This window comes from Gemella sp. 20925_1_85, from assembly GCF_041433735.1.
In the GTDB taxonomy this organism is placed as follows: Bacteria; Bacillota; Bacilli; order Staphylococcales; family Gemellaceae; genus Gemella.
The window spans coordinates 1-14127 of sequence record NZ_JAPWCC010000004.1 but is presented as its reverse complement, the minus strand read 5'-3'; the positions used below and the strand labels follow the sequence as shown (position 1 = coordinate 14127).

Annotated in this window: 14 protein-coding genes; 8 read left to right on the top strand and 6 right to left on the bottom strand. The window is 30.3% G+C overall.

The window, feature by feature from the left end; genetic code table 11:
* Window positions 1-133: 133 nt before the first annotated feature.
* The 4 genes from O3884_RS02105 (at window position 134) to O3884_RS02090 (ending at window position 5650) form a co-directional block, all read left to right on the top strand.
* Window positions 134-1510, top strand: coding sequence for a polysaccharide deacetylase family protein (locus tag O3884_RS02105; protein ID WP_371451322.1), 1377 nt, complete (start codon window positions 134-136; stop codon window positions 1508-1510).
* Between the two features lie 146 nt (window positions 1511-1656).
* A complete protein-coding gene (locus O3884_RS02100) occupies window positions 1657-2925 on the top strand; it encodes a competence/damage-inducible protein A (RefSeq protein WP_371451321.1) in 1269 nt (422 codons plus the stop codon).
* Between the two features lie 71 nt (window positions 2926-2996).
* Window positions 2997-3293, top strand: coding sequence for a DNA topoisomerase IV (locus O3884_RS02095; protein WP_371451320.1), 297 nt, complete (start codon window positions 2997-2999; stop codon window positions 3291-3293).
* A gap of 188 nt (window positions 3294-3481) precedes the next feature.
* On the top strand, window positions 3482-5650 hold the full coding sequence (locus O3884_RS02090) for a hypothetical protein (RefSeq protein WP_371451319.1): 2169 nt from the start codon (window positions 3482-3484) through the stop codon (window positions 5648-5650).
* Window positions 5651-5695: 45 nt separating this feature from the next.
* Here O3884_RS02090 and O3884_RS02085 read toward each other — a convergent pair whose 3' ends face one another.
* Window positions 5696-6022: a thioredoxin family protein gene (locus O3884_RS02085; protein ID WP_371451318.1), complete on the bottom strand. Its 327-nt coding sequence runs from the start codon at window positions 6020-6022 to the stop codon at window positions 5696-5698.
* A 272-nt stretch (window positions 6023-6294) separates the two neighbouring features.
* Here O3884_RS02085 and gorA point away from each other — a divergent pair, with 272 nt between their 5' ends.
* Both gorA and O3884_RS02075 read left to right on the top strand, forming a co-directional pair.
* Window positions 6295-7647, top strand: coding sequence for a glutathione-disulfide reductase (gene gorA / locus O3884_RS02080; protein WP_371451317.1), 1353 nt, complete (start codon window positions 6295-6297; stop codon window positions 7645-7647).
* 132 nt (window positions 7648-7779) lie between these two features.
* Window positions 7780-8514 carry a DUF4097 family beta strand repeat-containing protein gene (locus O3884_RS02075; protein WP_371451316.1) on the top strand — a complete coding sequence of 245 codons (735 nt, stop codon included), beginning with the start codon at window positions 7780-7782 and terminating at the stop codon, window positions 8512-8514.
* 56 nt (window positions 8515-8570) lie between these two features.
* Here O3884_RS02075 and O3884_RS02070 read toward each other — a convergent pair whose 3' ends face one another.
* Genes O3884_RS02070 through cysS form a run of 5 tightly spaced genes read right to left on the bottom strand, consistent with a single transcriptional unit; the run spans window position 8571 to window position 12162 of the window.
* Window positions 8571-9095, bottom strand: coding sequence for an NYN domain-containing protein (locus tag O3884_RS02070; protein WP_371451315.1), 525 nt, complete (start codon window positions 9093-9095; stop codon window positions 8571-8573).
* A gap of 21 nt (window positions 9096-9116) precedes the next feature.
* Window positions 9117-9557: a GNAT family N-acetyltransferase gene (locus O3884_RS02065; RefSeq protein ID WP_371451314.1), complete on the bottom strand. Its 441-nt coding sequence runs from the start codon at window positions 9555-9557 to the stop codon at window positions 9117-9119.
* Window positions 9550-10365, bottom strand: a complete 816-nt coding sequence (gene rlmB, locus O3884_RS02060; protein ID WP_294682832.1) for a 23S rRNA (guanosine(2251)-2'-O)-methyltransferase RlmB — start codon at window positions 10363-10365, stop codon at window positions 9550-9552. The genes O3884_RS02065 and rlmB overlap by 8 nt, the downstream gene beginning before the upstream one ends.
* Window positions 10349-10780, bottom strand: a complete 432-nt coding sequence (locus O3884_RS02055) for a Mini-ribonuclease 3 (protein WP_294682834.1) — start codon at window positions 10778-10780, stop codon at window positions 10349-10351. The genes rlmB and O3884_RS02055 overlap by 17 nt, the downstream gene beginning before the upstream one ends.
* Entirely contained in the window at window positions 10765-12162 is a 1398-nt protein-coding gene (gene cysS / locus O3884_RS02050) for a cysteine--tRNA ligase (protein WP_371451313.1), read from the bottom strand. The genes O3884_RS02055 and cysS overlap by 16 nt, the downstream gene beginning before the upstream one ends.
* Before the next feature lie 248 nt (window positions 12163-12410).
* On the opposite strand from cysS, the gene O3884_RS02045 reads away from it, so the two are divergent.
* Both O3884_RS02045 and clpP read left to right on the top strand, forming a co-directional pair.
* A complete protein-coding gene (locus O3884_RS02045) occupies window positions 12411-13289 on the top strand; it encodes a YitT family protein (protein WP_371451312.1) in 879 nt (292 codons plus the stop codon).
* A 168-nt stretch (window positions 13290-13457) separates the two neighbouring features.
* A complete protein-coding gene (gene clpP / locus O3884_RS02040) occupies window positions 13458-14105 on the top strand; it encodes an ATP-dependent Clp endopeptidase proteolytic subunit ClpP (RefSeq protein WP_314092081.1) in 648 nt (215 codons plus the stop codon).
* The last annotated feature ends 22 nt before the right edge of the window (window positions 14106-14127 follow it).

The window sequence follows — 14127 nt, the reverse complement described above, 5'->3', positions numbered from 1 at the left end:
TCTATAAAAAAATAGTTGTATACTTTTGTTTAAATTTTACTGGAGTAATTTAATTGTTTAATGTATAATAATTAATGGATGGGATTGGCCCAAAAGATAAATTGAAGAAAATATATTAAGGAGGGAACGAATAATGAAGAAATTAGGTATTCTATTAGCTGTGTTATGCATGATAGTATGCACGTTTTTATTATTTTTTGGAGATAAAGCATATCAAAAATGGCAAAACTATAATTTTCAATCTGAGGTAAAAAAAGTAGTTGAAGATGGAGATAAATCTGAGTTAGCTAAAAACAGTAGTGTTAAAGCGGGATGGTTAGGAGAAAAGTATGTTAAAGTGTATTCGCCAAATTCAAACACTGAACAAGCTAATGAAATTAAGGAACGTTTAAATGATGCTACCAAAGGATTGGTAGAAGGGAGTTTAAACTTCGATAAGGATATTAAAGAAATAGTATTTTATGGAGTAGAAGAAAAAGAATCGAATTTTGCTAATGTAAATGAAGTAAATGTAAAGAAAATCTCACATAAAGTAGAATCAAGAAAAGTTGAATCTGCTAGTGAATCAATAATCTCAAGTATTTATTTAGATAAAGATAATAAAGAATTCACATTATCTAGTTTATTTAGTTCACCAGATACTGCTAAACAGAAGTTTTTATCTAAAATAAAACAACAACTAGCCGTAAAAGGGTTGTCTGAAGAAGTCATTAATCAAAATATTATAAATCTTCGAGATCAAGATATGGCTACATGGAAATTCAACTATAATGAATCTAAGTTCAATATTAATGTAGAGTCAAATAAAGAAGATATTAATTTAGTAGAAATACCTGTTAATGATTTATTTAAATATATTGATGAAACATATCTTAAAGGTCAGGATCTAGAAAAATATAATGAGTATATTAAGAAGAGAAGTAGAAAAGCTGTAGCTTTAACATTTGATGATGGTCCAAATCCTAATACTACGCCTGTTGCTTTAGAATTATTGAAAAAATATAATGCAAAAGCTACATTCTTTATGGTAGGGAAAGCAGTTGCTGGAAATGAAGATATTATTAAGCAAGTTGTCGCAGAAGGTCATCAAATCGGAAATCATTCATGGAGTCATCCATTATTAACTAAGATTAGTTTAGAACAAGCTAAAAGTCAGATCAATGATACTACTGAAGCTTTGAAAAAGGCAAGTGGACAAGATGTTCATATAATGAGACCTCCATACGGTGGAATCAACTCTGCTATTCAAGCAGCTGTAGATCAGTCATTTATATTATGGGATATAGACACACTTGATTGGAAGAATCGTAATACTGCTTCAATAATGAAGGAAGTTCGAAAAACTCAACCAGGTTCAATAATATTAATGCATGATATTCATCAAACATCAATTGATGCTTTACCTACAGTACTTCAATACTTAACAGAACAAGGATTTGAATTGGTAACAGTTGATGAACTAATGGGAGATCAATTAGAATTACATCAAAAATATACAAATAGAGAATAGAATAATAAGAAAGTTCAATGAATTAGTTCATTGAGCTTTTCTTTTTATAATGAAAGTACTTTAGGACTAGATTATTTATTTTTCTGTTATTATGATGTAGAATAGAATTAAGAAAAGAAAATTAGTATATTTTGCGAGGTTTATTTATGAGAGTTGAAATAGTTTCTGTCGGAACAGAATTATTATTAGGTGATATAGTAAATACTAATACAGCATATCTATCAAAAGAACTAGCCGCACTTGGATTAGCAGTGTTTAGACAAACTACAGTTGGGGATAATCGAGAAAGATTACTTAAAACATTAGATATTGCATTTTCAGAAAATGATACGGTTATAATTACTGGTGGATTGGGACCTACTGATGATGATATAACTAAAGAATGTGCAGCAGAATATTTTGGAAGGGATTTTTATTTTCATGAATATTCATGGGTGAAAATTCTTGAGAGATTGACAAGATCAGGTAGAAATGTAATTACAGAAAATAATAAGAAACAAGCTATGATTCCCGAAGGAGCTATAGTATTAGAGAACTTCTGTGGTACAGCTCCAGGAATAATAATTGAAGAAAATAATAAACGTATTATTTTAATGCCTGGCCCTCCAAGAGAAATGAGAGATATGTTTGAGAAAAGTGTCAAACCATATTTAGAAAAATATAGTAAGAAACAATTTATTTCAAAATACGTAAGATTTTATGGTATTGGTGAATCACTTTTAGAAACAAAAATCAAAGATATAATGGATAGACAGACAAATCCTACTCTAGCATTATATGCGAAAACGGGTGAGGTACTATTAAGAATTACTGCGAGTGCTGAAGATAAAAATGAATGTGAGAACATGATAAATTGTCAATTGGAAGAAATAGAGAGTAGAGAAGGTGTAGGTGAATATATTTATTTAGTTGGAGATGAAGATGTCTCTAGTTCACAAACTGAATTGAATAGTGTAGTAGCTAATCTTCTTATTGAAAATAATTACACAATTTCCATAGCAGAATCTCTTACTGGTGGAAAAATAGCAGAAATGCTAGTTGAAAAAAGTGGAATTTCAAAATCATTACTAGAAGGGGTGGTATGTTATTCAAATAATTCTAAGATTACGACTTTGGGAGTAAAAGAACAAACTTTAGAAAAATTTGGTCCGGTTAGTGAAGAAGTTGCTCGAGAGATGGTCTTAGGAGTAGCGAAGAGATTAAATAGTGATTTTGCTATTGCTACAACTGGTATAGCTGGACCAAATAGTGATGAAAGTGGAAAGCCTGTTGGATTAGTTTACATAGCTGTATATGCTCAAGGAGATGTTTCTGTTACAGAGTGTTTATTCGCAGGAGATAGGGAGTTAATTCGCTTTAGAGCAAGCGTAGAAGCACTTGATGAGGTAAGAAAAAATATTTTGAAAAAACTATAGTTTTTGCTTGAAAAAAGTTAAACTATTATGTATAATTATGATAATAAAAAAAGATATTTAAGGAGATTTTTATGTATACAATGAACTTATCTAGTTTGGAGTCACCGGATCCCAGGTACGGGCAAGATGATGAATATTCCCAGGACTTCAATACTGAAATAGACTATGAAGATGAAATTTTATCAGATTACGCTGATGAAAGTTATAATGAAGTAGAGTTCTCTACTCCAGATGAGGAGTTTCTAGATTACTCTAATGAAATGTTCCTATACAAGGAGTATTCGTACGATTTTGCGGATGATTACGAATATGATGAAGTTAGTATATCTAATGATCAAATAATGTTAGAAAATATAAGTGAAGCTTAAAATAACATTAATAAAACACAGACCTATAAGTGATACACTTATAGGTCAATTTTATGATATTTAAACCTATATAGCAATGAAAAGTATTTTAAAGTTATATGGTAATATTTAGTTTTATTTTAACGATATTTTATATAATTGTGATTATAGAATATGGTATAATAGAAATTAATAAGAAAGGAGGAGAAATGTTGAAATATTGTAAATTTATAAGTTCTGGGCTACTATGTTTTAGTTTAATTACAGTCACAAGTTCAGAGACGAAAGCAGATTATTTTACAGATTACAATACAACTGTAATGGATACAGTACTAAGGGATAATATATTTAATTTTGACTTATTCTCTAGAAGTAGAAGTTACTCTCTTCCTGTTATAAAAAATAATCTAATTCAGAGTAATATGGAAGAATTGGAATATAGTGCAGAATTATTAAGTTATAAAAAGAATGCTTATAATTATCTAGTTTTCTACTCTCTTGATAGTAATAACATTCCAAATGAATTGTTCAGAGTACAGTTAAAGAAAAGTGGAGCTGGAAAAATAGTTGACAAAAGTTTATTAAAACTTTTTGTTCCGAATAGTAGAATAATAATGAATGTCATGAGTTATGACATGGATAGTAAAGGAAATATAGAGAATCTTGAATATTCTAAATCAAGTCAGGTATATTTTACTAAAAAAAATATTAATCTAGTAGTAAAAGAAGGTAAAAAAGAGGTAGTAAATAGAACGGTTGAATTAAGAAATGCCCCTAAGGATGATAAGGTCTCAGTTTTACCATATGAAGTGGAACAGTATTATCGACCTGATAAATATTATAGTTATACAAAAGCTAAAATATTGGTAGACGGTAAGGAAATCAGTTCAGAGAATATAGAAGTTCCATATTTATCGAAAAAAATAGAAGTGGAATTAGCTCAGGATAAAGATTACTGGAATAATGTAAAGCTTGAATATCCATCGGAATTTAAGAAAAATAATAAAGAGTTTTTAATTAAACAGGGAGTATCGTTTGCTAACTTCATCAAAGAAAATGAAATTAAGGAAATTTCTGGTAATGATTCGAGTTATCAATTTTCTGGTTATTATCTAGATGGCAAGGAAGTTTCAAATTCTCAAGTATTAGGAAATAATATAAAAATTGAAGCAAAATATAATACGAAAATATTATTGGATAACGGTATTACTAAGAAAGAAGTGACGTTGTTAACTGGTCAGAAACTGAGTGAATTAGACACAAAATTCTTTGAAAAAGAAAAATATCATGTTGACAGTTATACTATTATAGATGCAAAGGATAATTCAAAAATTAATGAAGTTAAGGACTTATCTGAAGTTAGTATCGATAATAGTATTATAGTAAAAGCAAATTATAAAGAAAATACTAATACTATTAAAATTCGTCAGGATGATTATAATAAAAGATTCGGTAAAGTTGATGATAGTATAAAAGATAAGGACATAGAGTGGCCTGAAACTAAAAAAATAGGGGAGTTACTAGCAGAACTTCGTAAGAAAATTAAACCTAGTTCAGGATATGAGGTTCTATTCAGATCTAATAAGAAAGTGATTAGTGATGATGATTACATCACAGCTGAAACAGTGTTAGAGATATACTTTAAAAAAGTCGATAGTGAATGGGTGACTGTTAAGTTTGTAGGACGAGGTATTGATAAATTCTTGTCTGATGGTCAAGATGTACTAGTAGGCTCTAGAATAGATAGTATGATAAACTTACCAACGGCAACTGGAGTTACAGAGCAGGAGTTCTTAGGTTGGCAGGCAAATAGCGATTATTTAGTAGCTGGTGAAAATTCAGAAAATATCAGAGTTTCTAAAAATAAAATATTGCAAACGAATGAATTAGGCGCTGTTGTTACAGAAAAAGGAAAAGACATTGAATTTACCGCAGTATATAGAAAGTTATTCAATGTAGAGTTTGAAAAAACTTTTGAAGGGAACATTAATCTTTCTAAAGGAACTTCTAATGTTTTAAGAGTTGATGAATTTAATAGTATAGGTGATGCTACAAAAAATAATAAAATAATAGTAGCACCAAAATCAGGTTATACATTATCTCATTTTATTGCAAATAAAACAGTAAAAGTAAATATGGATAAAGGAACAAAAGAGATTTTTGCAGGTCAAAAAATAGCGGAAAACGATCTTTATAACATTGTTCCTACATCAGATTTAAAAATCACTCCAGTGTTTAAATTAAGTGTAATTCCATCAACACTTGAAGAAATGTTAGAAAATAATAAGATAAAAACTGTTGATGATGCATTAGATCTAAAATTTGAATCAACTGAAAATATTAAAAAAATATTGGGACCACTTTATTATTTAAGGTAGAACTAAAAAAGGCTTAGCAAAATGCTGAGCCTTTTTATAGTTTTGTTATATTTTCTCTAAAAATTGTTCTACTTCTTTTTGTGTTTTAGCAAGTCTTGATACGAAACGACTAGCTTCAACATTATTTTTGTAACCTACAAAAGATGGAATACCAAAAATATCAAGAGCTTGTGCTATTTCTGGAAAATCATCACGATTAACGTAGACAAATTTTATCTCTGGAAATTTGTTCATCGTTTCTTCTAGATAACGGTCTAACATGATGCAGTCAGGGCACCATGTTGCAGAAAATACAAAAACAATTTTTTCATTTTCTTCTTTCAAAGTTTTAAATTGTTCTATAGATTCTAATTTTTCTATATAGTTAAACATATAATCACCTCATTTATGGGAAAATTATATCATAAAAAGAAGTAATTATCATTAACAATGCTTGTGTGGTTTAAATAAGAATGGAAACTATTGAAAATCATTGATAACTATGTAATTTTCAATTTTTGATTACAAATGTAAGCATATCTATTGAATTAAATTGTTAAATGTTGCATAATATGAAATATAGAGATTAAGTTTAACTTAAGAAAAGTTAAGGAAACACTAATCTTTAGTTGATAAAAGCTATACTATATTATAGAGGTGAAAACATGGTAAAACATTATGATTATATTGCAATTGGTGGAGGAAGCGGAGGAATAGCTTCAATTAACCGAGCTGCAATGTATGGTGTAAAAGGATTGTTAATCGAAGGTAATGAATTAGGAGGAACATGTGTAAACGTTGGATGTGTTCCTAAAAAAGTTATGTGGCATGCGTCACAAATTTCTGAAAGTTTAAAACTATACGCAAATGATTATGGATTTAGTTTTGGAGATGTAGAATTTGACTTCTCTAAATTAGTAGGTAATCGTTCTGCATATATTGATAGAATTCATGGTTCTTATGAACGTGGATTAAACAATAATAAAGTAGATCTAGTAAGAGGATATGCTAAATTTGTAAATAAAAACACAGTTGAAGTTAATGGTGAACAATATACAGCTGATCACATTTTAATAGCGACTGGTGGACAACCAACTATTCCTAATGTTGAAGGAGCTGAGTTTGGTGTTACTTCTAATGAAGTATTTGCACTTAAACAATTACCAAAACGTATCGCTGTAGTTGGTGCAGGATATATCGCAGTAGAACTTGCTGGGGTATTCAACGGATTAGGTGTTGATACTCATTTATTTGTACGTCGTGATCGTCCGCTAAGAACTTTTGACAAAGATATAGTAGACACTTTAGTGAAAGTAATTAATGAAGAAGGTCCAACTCTTCATACAAATGCTATTCCTAAAAAAGTTGTAAAAAATGCTGATGATAGTGTTACTTTAGTACTTGAAGATGGACGTGAAACTACAGTTGACTTATTAATCTGGGCAATTGGTAGAAAACCATTATCTGGAAATCTTAACTTAGAAGCGGCAGGTGTAGAAGTGGATGAGCGTGGATTTATTCCAACAGATAAATACCAAAACACTAATGTAGAAGGAATTTATGCAGTAGGTGATGTAACAGGTCGTCTTGCTTTAACTCCGGTTGCTGTTGCGGCAGGGCGTAGATTATCAGAAAGATTATTTAATAATAAACCTGAAGAGCACTTAGATTACACTAATGTTGCTACAGTAGTATTCTCACACCCAGCGATAGGTTCTATTGGATACACAGAAGAACAGGCTATTAAAGAGTTCGGTGAAGAAAATATCAAAGTATATAAATCTTCATTCACTCCAATGTATTCTGCAATAACTAGTCACAGACAACCATGCTTTATGAAACTAGTAACTCTTGGGGAAGATGAGAAAGTTATTGGATTACACGGAATTGGATATGGTGTTGATGAAATGATTCAAGGTTTTGCTGTCGCTATTAAAATGGGCGCAACAAAACGTGATTTTGATAACACAGTAGCAATTCACCCAACAGGTTCTGAAGAATTCGTTACAATGAGATAATTATATAAAAATAAAAAGCAGGAGAATTTTAAAGGGTTTGATTTCTTGGAAATCGATCTTTTGGGATTGCCTGCTTATTTTGTTTGACATTAATATTTAATAGGAGTATGCTGAACGTAGGAGGGGATTACTATGAAAAAATTATTAAAAACAGTAATTATTGGAATATTCACAGTATCAATAGCTACAGGTTGTGTAAGATATAGTAAAGAGGATACAGAAACAAAAGTTACAAAAGATTCTTCAAATAAAGTATTTAAAGAATGGATTGGAGAAAAAGGGATAGATAGTATTAAAATTAATACGGTGAAAAATAATGTTAAAATCTATTATCACAATAACGAAACAATTCTAGTAAAAGGGAATTTTAAGGGGAAATATAAGTATAGTACTAATAACAATCTGCTAGATATTAATTCATCTGCAGAGGAGGTGGGAGATAATAGTCTAACAATCTATCTTCCTAAAAAAGTATATAAAAGCATTACTATAGAAAACAAAGACGCTACTTCAAAAATATTTGATGTGAATGTTGAAAACTTAGCTATTAAAAGTAATTATGAGATAGTTGTTGATGGCGTAGAAGTGGAAAATCTTAAATTGTCTACTGATAATAAAAAGGTACAGATTATTAAGGATACTATTAAAAATGCAGTAATTGAAACTAAAAATAATGCGAAAATTATTGTAGATCAAACAAAAGTTGATTCTGTGAATATGGCAACAGATTCTGGTGATATATTTGCTAAGATAATAGGGAATAAAGAAGATTATCAGATTAATTACAGCAAGAATATAGCAGCTGCTAAGGAAAAACAAATAACAGCAATTTCAAATAAAGGAAAAGTTGAAATTAGCTTTATGTAGCCTTAACAAGATAATAAAAAATAAGAGATGGATTTCCAAAATGTCCATCTCTTATTTTAAAATTTCCCATTTTTTATGAAATTTTCTAGTTTTCTTCTATCTTTATCGCTCATTCGAATATGTCTATTTTTTAATTCTCGAGAATTATGTTTTCTAGTCATTTTAGAAACGCTTTGTTTCCTATCTTTTAACTCTTTGATAAACATATGACAGTCTCTTAGAATAGCTCCGTACCCAAGAGTAGTATCACGCTCATCGTTATCATCACTTACAACAATAATATCTATGAAGTGATCGATTCTTAGTTCACGAGTTTTTCTTTCTATCCATTGATCAGCACGTTCGCCAGTTTTTGTATAAACAATACTGATAGGTGGTTCTTCTTTTATATATTCTTTTGCACGAGTTAGATAGGCATCAAATACACAGTAGACGATGTAATTATTTCCTCCTGCATATTCACGTAACATATCAATTAGAATATCACGTTCAGTAGGGAAGGTAGAGCTTTTTATTAAGTTATATTCCTTCATACGAAAAAGTAGATTATAACCATCAATAAATAAATATTGTTTTTTCATAAAAAAGCCTCCTTTGTAAATCTAATTAATTACTTTCCTCATATCAACATGCTCAATTCCAGCGTCTAAATATATTGTATCATTAACTCGGTTATAACCTAATGATTCATAGAATTTTTCAGCTTGAATTTGAGCACTTAATTCTATAGTTACTTCTCTTTTTAAAATTTCTTTGGTAGTAGTTTCACAGCCGATAATAAGATCACGACCGATACCTTTACCACGATAATTTTCATCTATAGCAACACGTCCTATGTGAATAATGTCTTTATCAAGATCGATAAGACGTGCGACTCCAATAAGTTTATCATCACTAAAATATCCAATATGAACAGTATTTTCGTTATGATCTTTTTCATCTAATTCTAGTTCCAGTGGAACATTTTGTTCTCTAACGAATACTTCAATACGAAGAGCAAAACCAAGGTTAAGCTCTTCTTTAGATTCTAATATTTTAATCATTAGATTTTATTCTTTCATACATAATGATTCCAGCTGCCACAGAAGCATTTAAGCTTTGGATTTTTCCTAGCATAGGTAGGTGATATAAGAAGTCACATTCGTTAGTAACAACTTTACTCATACCTTCACCTTCGTTCCCAATTACAATAGCTAAAGGTACATCTTTTGCAATTTTTGTGTAATCTTCAGAACGTTCTGCTAATGTTGTTCCAGCAATCCAGAATCCTTTTTCTTTTAGCTTTTTAATAGCATCAGTTAAATTTGAAACACGAATAACAGGCATATGTTCAATTGCCCCAGCAGATGCTTTAACCGCAGTTTGACTAACTACAGCGGCACGACGTTTAGGAATTATTATAGCTTTAACACCACTTGCTTCAGCAGTTCTAATAATCGCTCCAAGGTTATGTGGATCTTCAATATGATCTAAAATTAGTAGAGTAGTATCCTTATTAATCTCTAGATTATTTACTACTTCGTCAAGTTCATAGTAAGAATATGGTGCTACATAGGCGATAACTCCTTGGTGACGTTCAGTAGTTGAGTTATCTAATTTACGCTTTGGTACTTCTTGGCAAATAATTTTTTTCTCATTTGCGATGGCAAAAATAGATTTTAATCTTCCTTTTTCAATACCTTCTTGGAATAAAATTTTATTAATTTCGCGTCCTGATTTAATTGCTTCTAGTATAGCGTTACGGCCAGCAATTACTTCTTTATCTAAATCAACCTCAGGCGTTTGGACTTGAGATTTTTGTTCTTTGTTTTTTAGTCTTAGTTCTTTATAGTGTTTATTGTTTTTCTTCATATAGTCTGATTATGTAGTTAAACATTTCCTCCAATCTTTCAAAGTTTTTTTCTAAATATAAATAACCGAATACAGCCTCTAAACCTGTAGCAAGTTTATACTCCATAATACTTGCATTCTTTGCTTTAGAGTTGTTTTTTTGATTTTTAGCACGGTTATAAATTTTTTCTTCTTGTTCTGTTAATATACTATTATTTAATATGTTTTCCATAAAACTTGCTTGAGCTCTCGCTGATACGATTGTAGATACTGTTTTGTGAAGATCATTTATTTTTCCTAAGTGATTTTTCATAACGTATTCTCTACTCATAATATCATAGATGCTGTCTCCAATGTAGGCAAGGGTTAAAGCTTGCATTTGATTAGGATTAGCGAAGTTTTTTTCAGTAAATTTAAAAGTTATATTTTTTTCCATCGTACACCTTGTTTAGTATCTTCTAAGATAATTCCTTGTTCTTTTAAATCATCTCTGATCTTATCAGCTAACGCAAAGTCACGGTTTTTACGAGCTTCTTCACGTTCAGCTATTAAACTTTCGATGTGTTCACTATCAAGTGTATTATCTTCTTTTACGTTTATTCCAAGAATCGAGCTATAAGTTTCAAATGCAGCGTTGATTAGCTCTAGAGTTTCTTTGTTGACAGCTTCTTTTGCCGTATATGAATTAGAAATTCTCACGATTTCATACCAAGAAGAAAGTGCGTTTGCTGTATTGAAATCATCTTGCATATACTCTTCAAATTTGTTTAATTCTTCTGTAACTGCTGCTACAACTTCTGTATCAAGTTTTTCTTCAGTCATATCATTATTTAATCTGAATTGTAGGTTTTGATAAGAAGTTTTAATTTTTTCATAGTTTGTTTTCGCAAGTTCAATATTTTCTAATGTGTAATTAATTGGAGTTCTGTAGTGAACTGTTAACATGAATAAGCGAAGTACCATAGGATCGATTTCAGCAATAATATCTTTTACTAAGCGGAAATTCCCTAAACTTTTACTCATTTTGACATTATCTATATTAATAAATGCATTATGCATCCAATAGTTGCTGAATGGTGCATGGTTATGACATTCAGACTGTGCAATTTCATTCTCGTGGTGAGGGAATGTTAAGTCTTGTCCACCAGCGTGAATGTCGATTGTATCACCTAGAGTTTCTTTTGCCATTACTGAACATTCAATATGCCAACCTGGACGTCCTTCACCGAATGGGCTATCCCATTTTACTTCACCTGGTTTAGCTTTTTTCCACAATGCGAAATCTAGAGGATCTTCTTTATGTTCCCCAACTTCAATACGAGCACCGCTAATTAGGTCATCGATAGATTGTTTACTTAATTTTCCGTAATCTTCTTTTTTACGTGTTCTAAAATAAACATCACCGTTTGCTTCATATGCATAACCTTCCTCAACAAGTTTTGCGATGAAGTTAATTATTTCTTGCATGTATTCAGTAACACGAGGGTTTTTCGTTGCTCTCTTACATCCAAGTGCATCATAATCTTTAAAGAAGGCATTAATGTACTTGTCAGTTAATTCACTTGTAGAAATGCCTTCTTCATTACTAGCCTTAATAATTTTATCATCAACGTCTGTAAAGTTAGAGATAAAATCTACTTCGTAGCCACTGTGTTCTAAATATTTACGAACAACGTCAAAAACGATGATAGGACGTGCATTACCAATGTGAATATAATTGTAAACAGTAGGTCCACAAACATACATTCTTACTTTATTTTCTTCAATTGTTTTTAAAATTTCTTTTTGTTTTGTCAATGTATTATAGAGTTTAATCATATATAGCTCCTTTTAAAAGGGAGAATTGCAAATAGAAAATTATTTCTAAAAAAATTATCTAAAAAACAGCTCCCAAAATTCTTCAATATCATAATAACTAAAAAAGTCTATTACTTAAATTTTAACACAAAATGCCTATAAAATGAATTATTTCTTAATGTTTTATAAAAGATAATCAATTTTTAATTGTTTTAAATATTGATTTGTATTAAAATATATACAGGATAAAAATAAAGGATAAGGATATCATGAAATTATCAGATACGATTTATACGACTGATCAACATAAACAGTCGAAAAATGTTTTTTTAATAGTACTTGGAACAATTTTATTTTCAATATATGCTGGTTTATTAATACCGGTAAATAATATTGGAGCAGGTGGAGCCTTAGGGTTAAGCCTAGTAATAAATAAACTAACAGGAATTAAAATCGGTACTGCACAGTTTGTTCTAAATGTACCGTTATTTTATTTAGGATTTAGATATATTGGCCGTAAGTTCGTAATTCTTACAGGAATTGTGATAAGTGTATCATCGTTTCTAATAAATAATTTACCAAAAATTATACCACCAGTAAATTTAGGAGATTCTCTCGTTGCCGCAATTTTCTGTGGAATCATTTCCGGACTAGCAATGTGTTGTCTTTTAGTAGCAGGAGCTTCAACTGGTGGAACAGATATTACAGGGAAATTCATCTCATCACAGTTTAACTATAGTTTACCGACTGTATTTCTAATTCAAGACATTAATATTTATACGATTGTATGGATCTTTTTTGATATAAAATATGTGATGTATGCACTTGTTATGAGTTTTGTACGTAACCAAACGATGAAAGGTGTTCAGAAACTTTTCTCTGCTTATATTCAATGTACAATTATATGTAGTAATCCAGAAAAAATGGTTGAGGTAATAAATAATACTCTACATAGAGGATCTACAATAATGGATGTAGAGGGTGGTTATTCACACGAGAAAAAACGAATGATAATTTTAGTCATTCAACAAAATGAAATGCATCTACTGCGTAAATTGGTAGCCAAAAATTGTCCAGAAGCATTTATTACTGTAAGTGCTGTAAATACAATAGTAGGTAACTTTAAAGAACATTCGTATAGATTATAGTAACGTGGATAGTACGACTTAAAAACATAGTTTTTTGAGTCGTATTTATTTATAGAAAGTACAATGTTTTTGGAGAAAATGAAGAAAGGTTAGAAAGGGAAAAAAGTTGCTAATTGACCATTTTTGATATATAATATCTAGTGAAAACGAAAATTAGGAGGTAAGAAAATGAATTTAATTCCTACAGTAATAGAGCAAACTTCTCAAGGGGAAAGAGCATACGATATTTATTCAAGATTATTAAAAGATAGAATTATCATTCTAGGTTCTGATGTAAATGATCAAGTAGCAAACTCAATAACAAGTCAGCTTTTATTTTTAGAAGCACAAGATAGTGAAAAAGATATTTATTTCTATATTAATTCACCAGGTGGTAGTGTGACAGCTGGTTTTGCAATTTATGATACAATGCAACATATTAAATGTGATGTTGTTACTATTTGTATGGGGATGGCAGCTAGTATGGGTGCATTTTTACTTGCAGCTGGGACTATTGGTAAACGATATGCTCTTCCAAATGCAGAAGTAATGATTCACCAACCATTAGGTGGTGCACAAGGTCAAGCAACAGAAATAGAAATTGCAGCTAGACACATTCTAAGAACGAGAGAAAAATTAAACAAAATCTTAGCAGATAGAACAGGTCAAACTATTAAGACTATTGAACGTGATACAGAACGTGATAATTATCTAACAGCAGAAGAGGCATGTGAGTATGGACTAGTAGACAAAGTAATGTATCCAGAAAACAATAAACCTCAGAAAAAAGAAAGACCAAAAAAAGCTACTAAAAAAGCAGCCAAAAAATCAGAATAGATAAGAAAAAGGAACTGAGCTA

What these genes read in the sequence shown, in the direction of transcription:
- O3884_RS02055 (WP_294682834.1), bottom strand. Translation starts at nt 10,780, where the DNA reads ATGGAAAAAAATATAACTTTTAAATTTACTGAAAAAAACTTCGCTAAT.
- O3884_RS02095 (WP_371451320.1), top strand. Translation starts at nt 2,997, where the DNA reads ATGTATACAATGAACTTATCTAGTTTGGAGTCACCGGATCCCAGGTAC.
- gorA (WP_371451317.1), top strand. Translation starts at nt 6,295, where the DNA reads ATGGTAAAACATTATGATTATATTGCAATTGGTGGAGGAAGCGGAGGA.
- O3884_RS02065 (WP_371451314.1), bottom strand. Translation starts at nt 9,557, where the DNA reads ATGATTAAAATATTAGAATCTAAAGAAGAGCTTAACCTTGGTTTTGCT.
- rlmB (WP_294682832.1), bottom strand. Translation starts at nt 10,365, where the DNA reads ATGAAGAAAAACAATAAACACTATAAAGAACTAAGACTAAAAAACAAA.
- O3884_RS02085 (WP_371451318.1), bottom strand. Translation starts at nt 6,022, where the DNA reads ATGTTTAACTATATAGAAAAATTAGAATCTATAGAACAATTTAAAACT.
- clpP (WP_314092081.1), top strand. Translation starts at nt 13,458, where the DNA reads ATGAATTTAATTCCTACAGTAATAGAGCAAACTTCTCAAGGGGAAAGA.
- O3884_RS02075 (WP_371451316.1), top strand. Translation starts at nt 7,780, where the DNA reads ATGAAAAAATTATTAAAAACAGTAATTATTGGAATATTCACAGTATCA.
- O3884_RS02105 (WP_371451322.1), top strand. Translation starts at nt 134, where the DNA reads ATGAAGAAATTAGGTATTCTATTAGCTGTGTTATGCATGATAGTATGC.
- O3884_RS02090 (WP_371451319.1), top strand. Translation starts at nt 3,482, where the DNA reads ATGTTGAAATATTGTAAATTTATAAGTTCTGGGCTACTATGTTTTAGT.
- O3884_RS02070 (WP_371451315.1), bottom strand. Translation starts at nt 9,095, where the DNA reads ATGAAAAAACAATATTTATTTATTGATGGTTATAATCTACTTTTTCGT.
- cysS (WP_371451313.1), bottom strand. Translation starts at nt 12,162, where the DNA reads ATGATTAAACTCTATAATACATTGACAAAACAAAAAGAAATTTTAAAA.
- O3884_RS02100 (WP_371451321.1), top strand. Translation starts at nt 1,657, where the DNA reads ATGAGAGTTGAAATAGTTTCTGTCGGAACAGAATTATTATTAGGTGAT.
- O3884_RS02045 (WP_371451312.1), top strand. Translation starts at nt 12,411, where the DNA reads ATGAAATTATCAGATACGATTTATACGACTGATCAACATAAACAGTCG.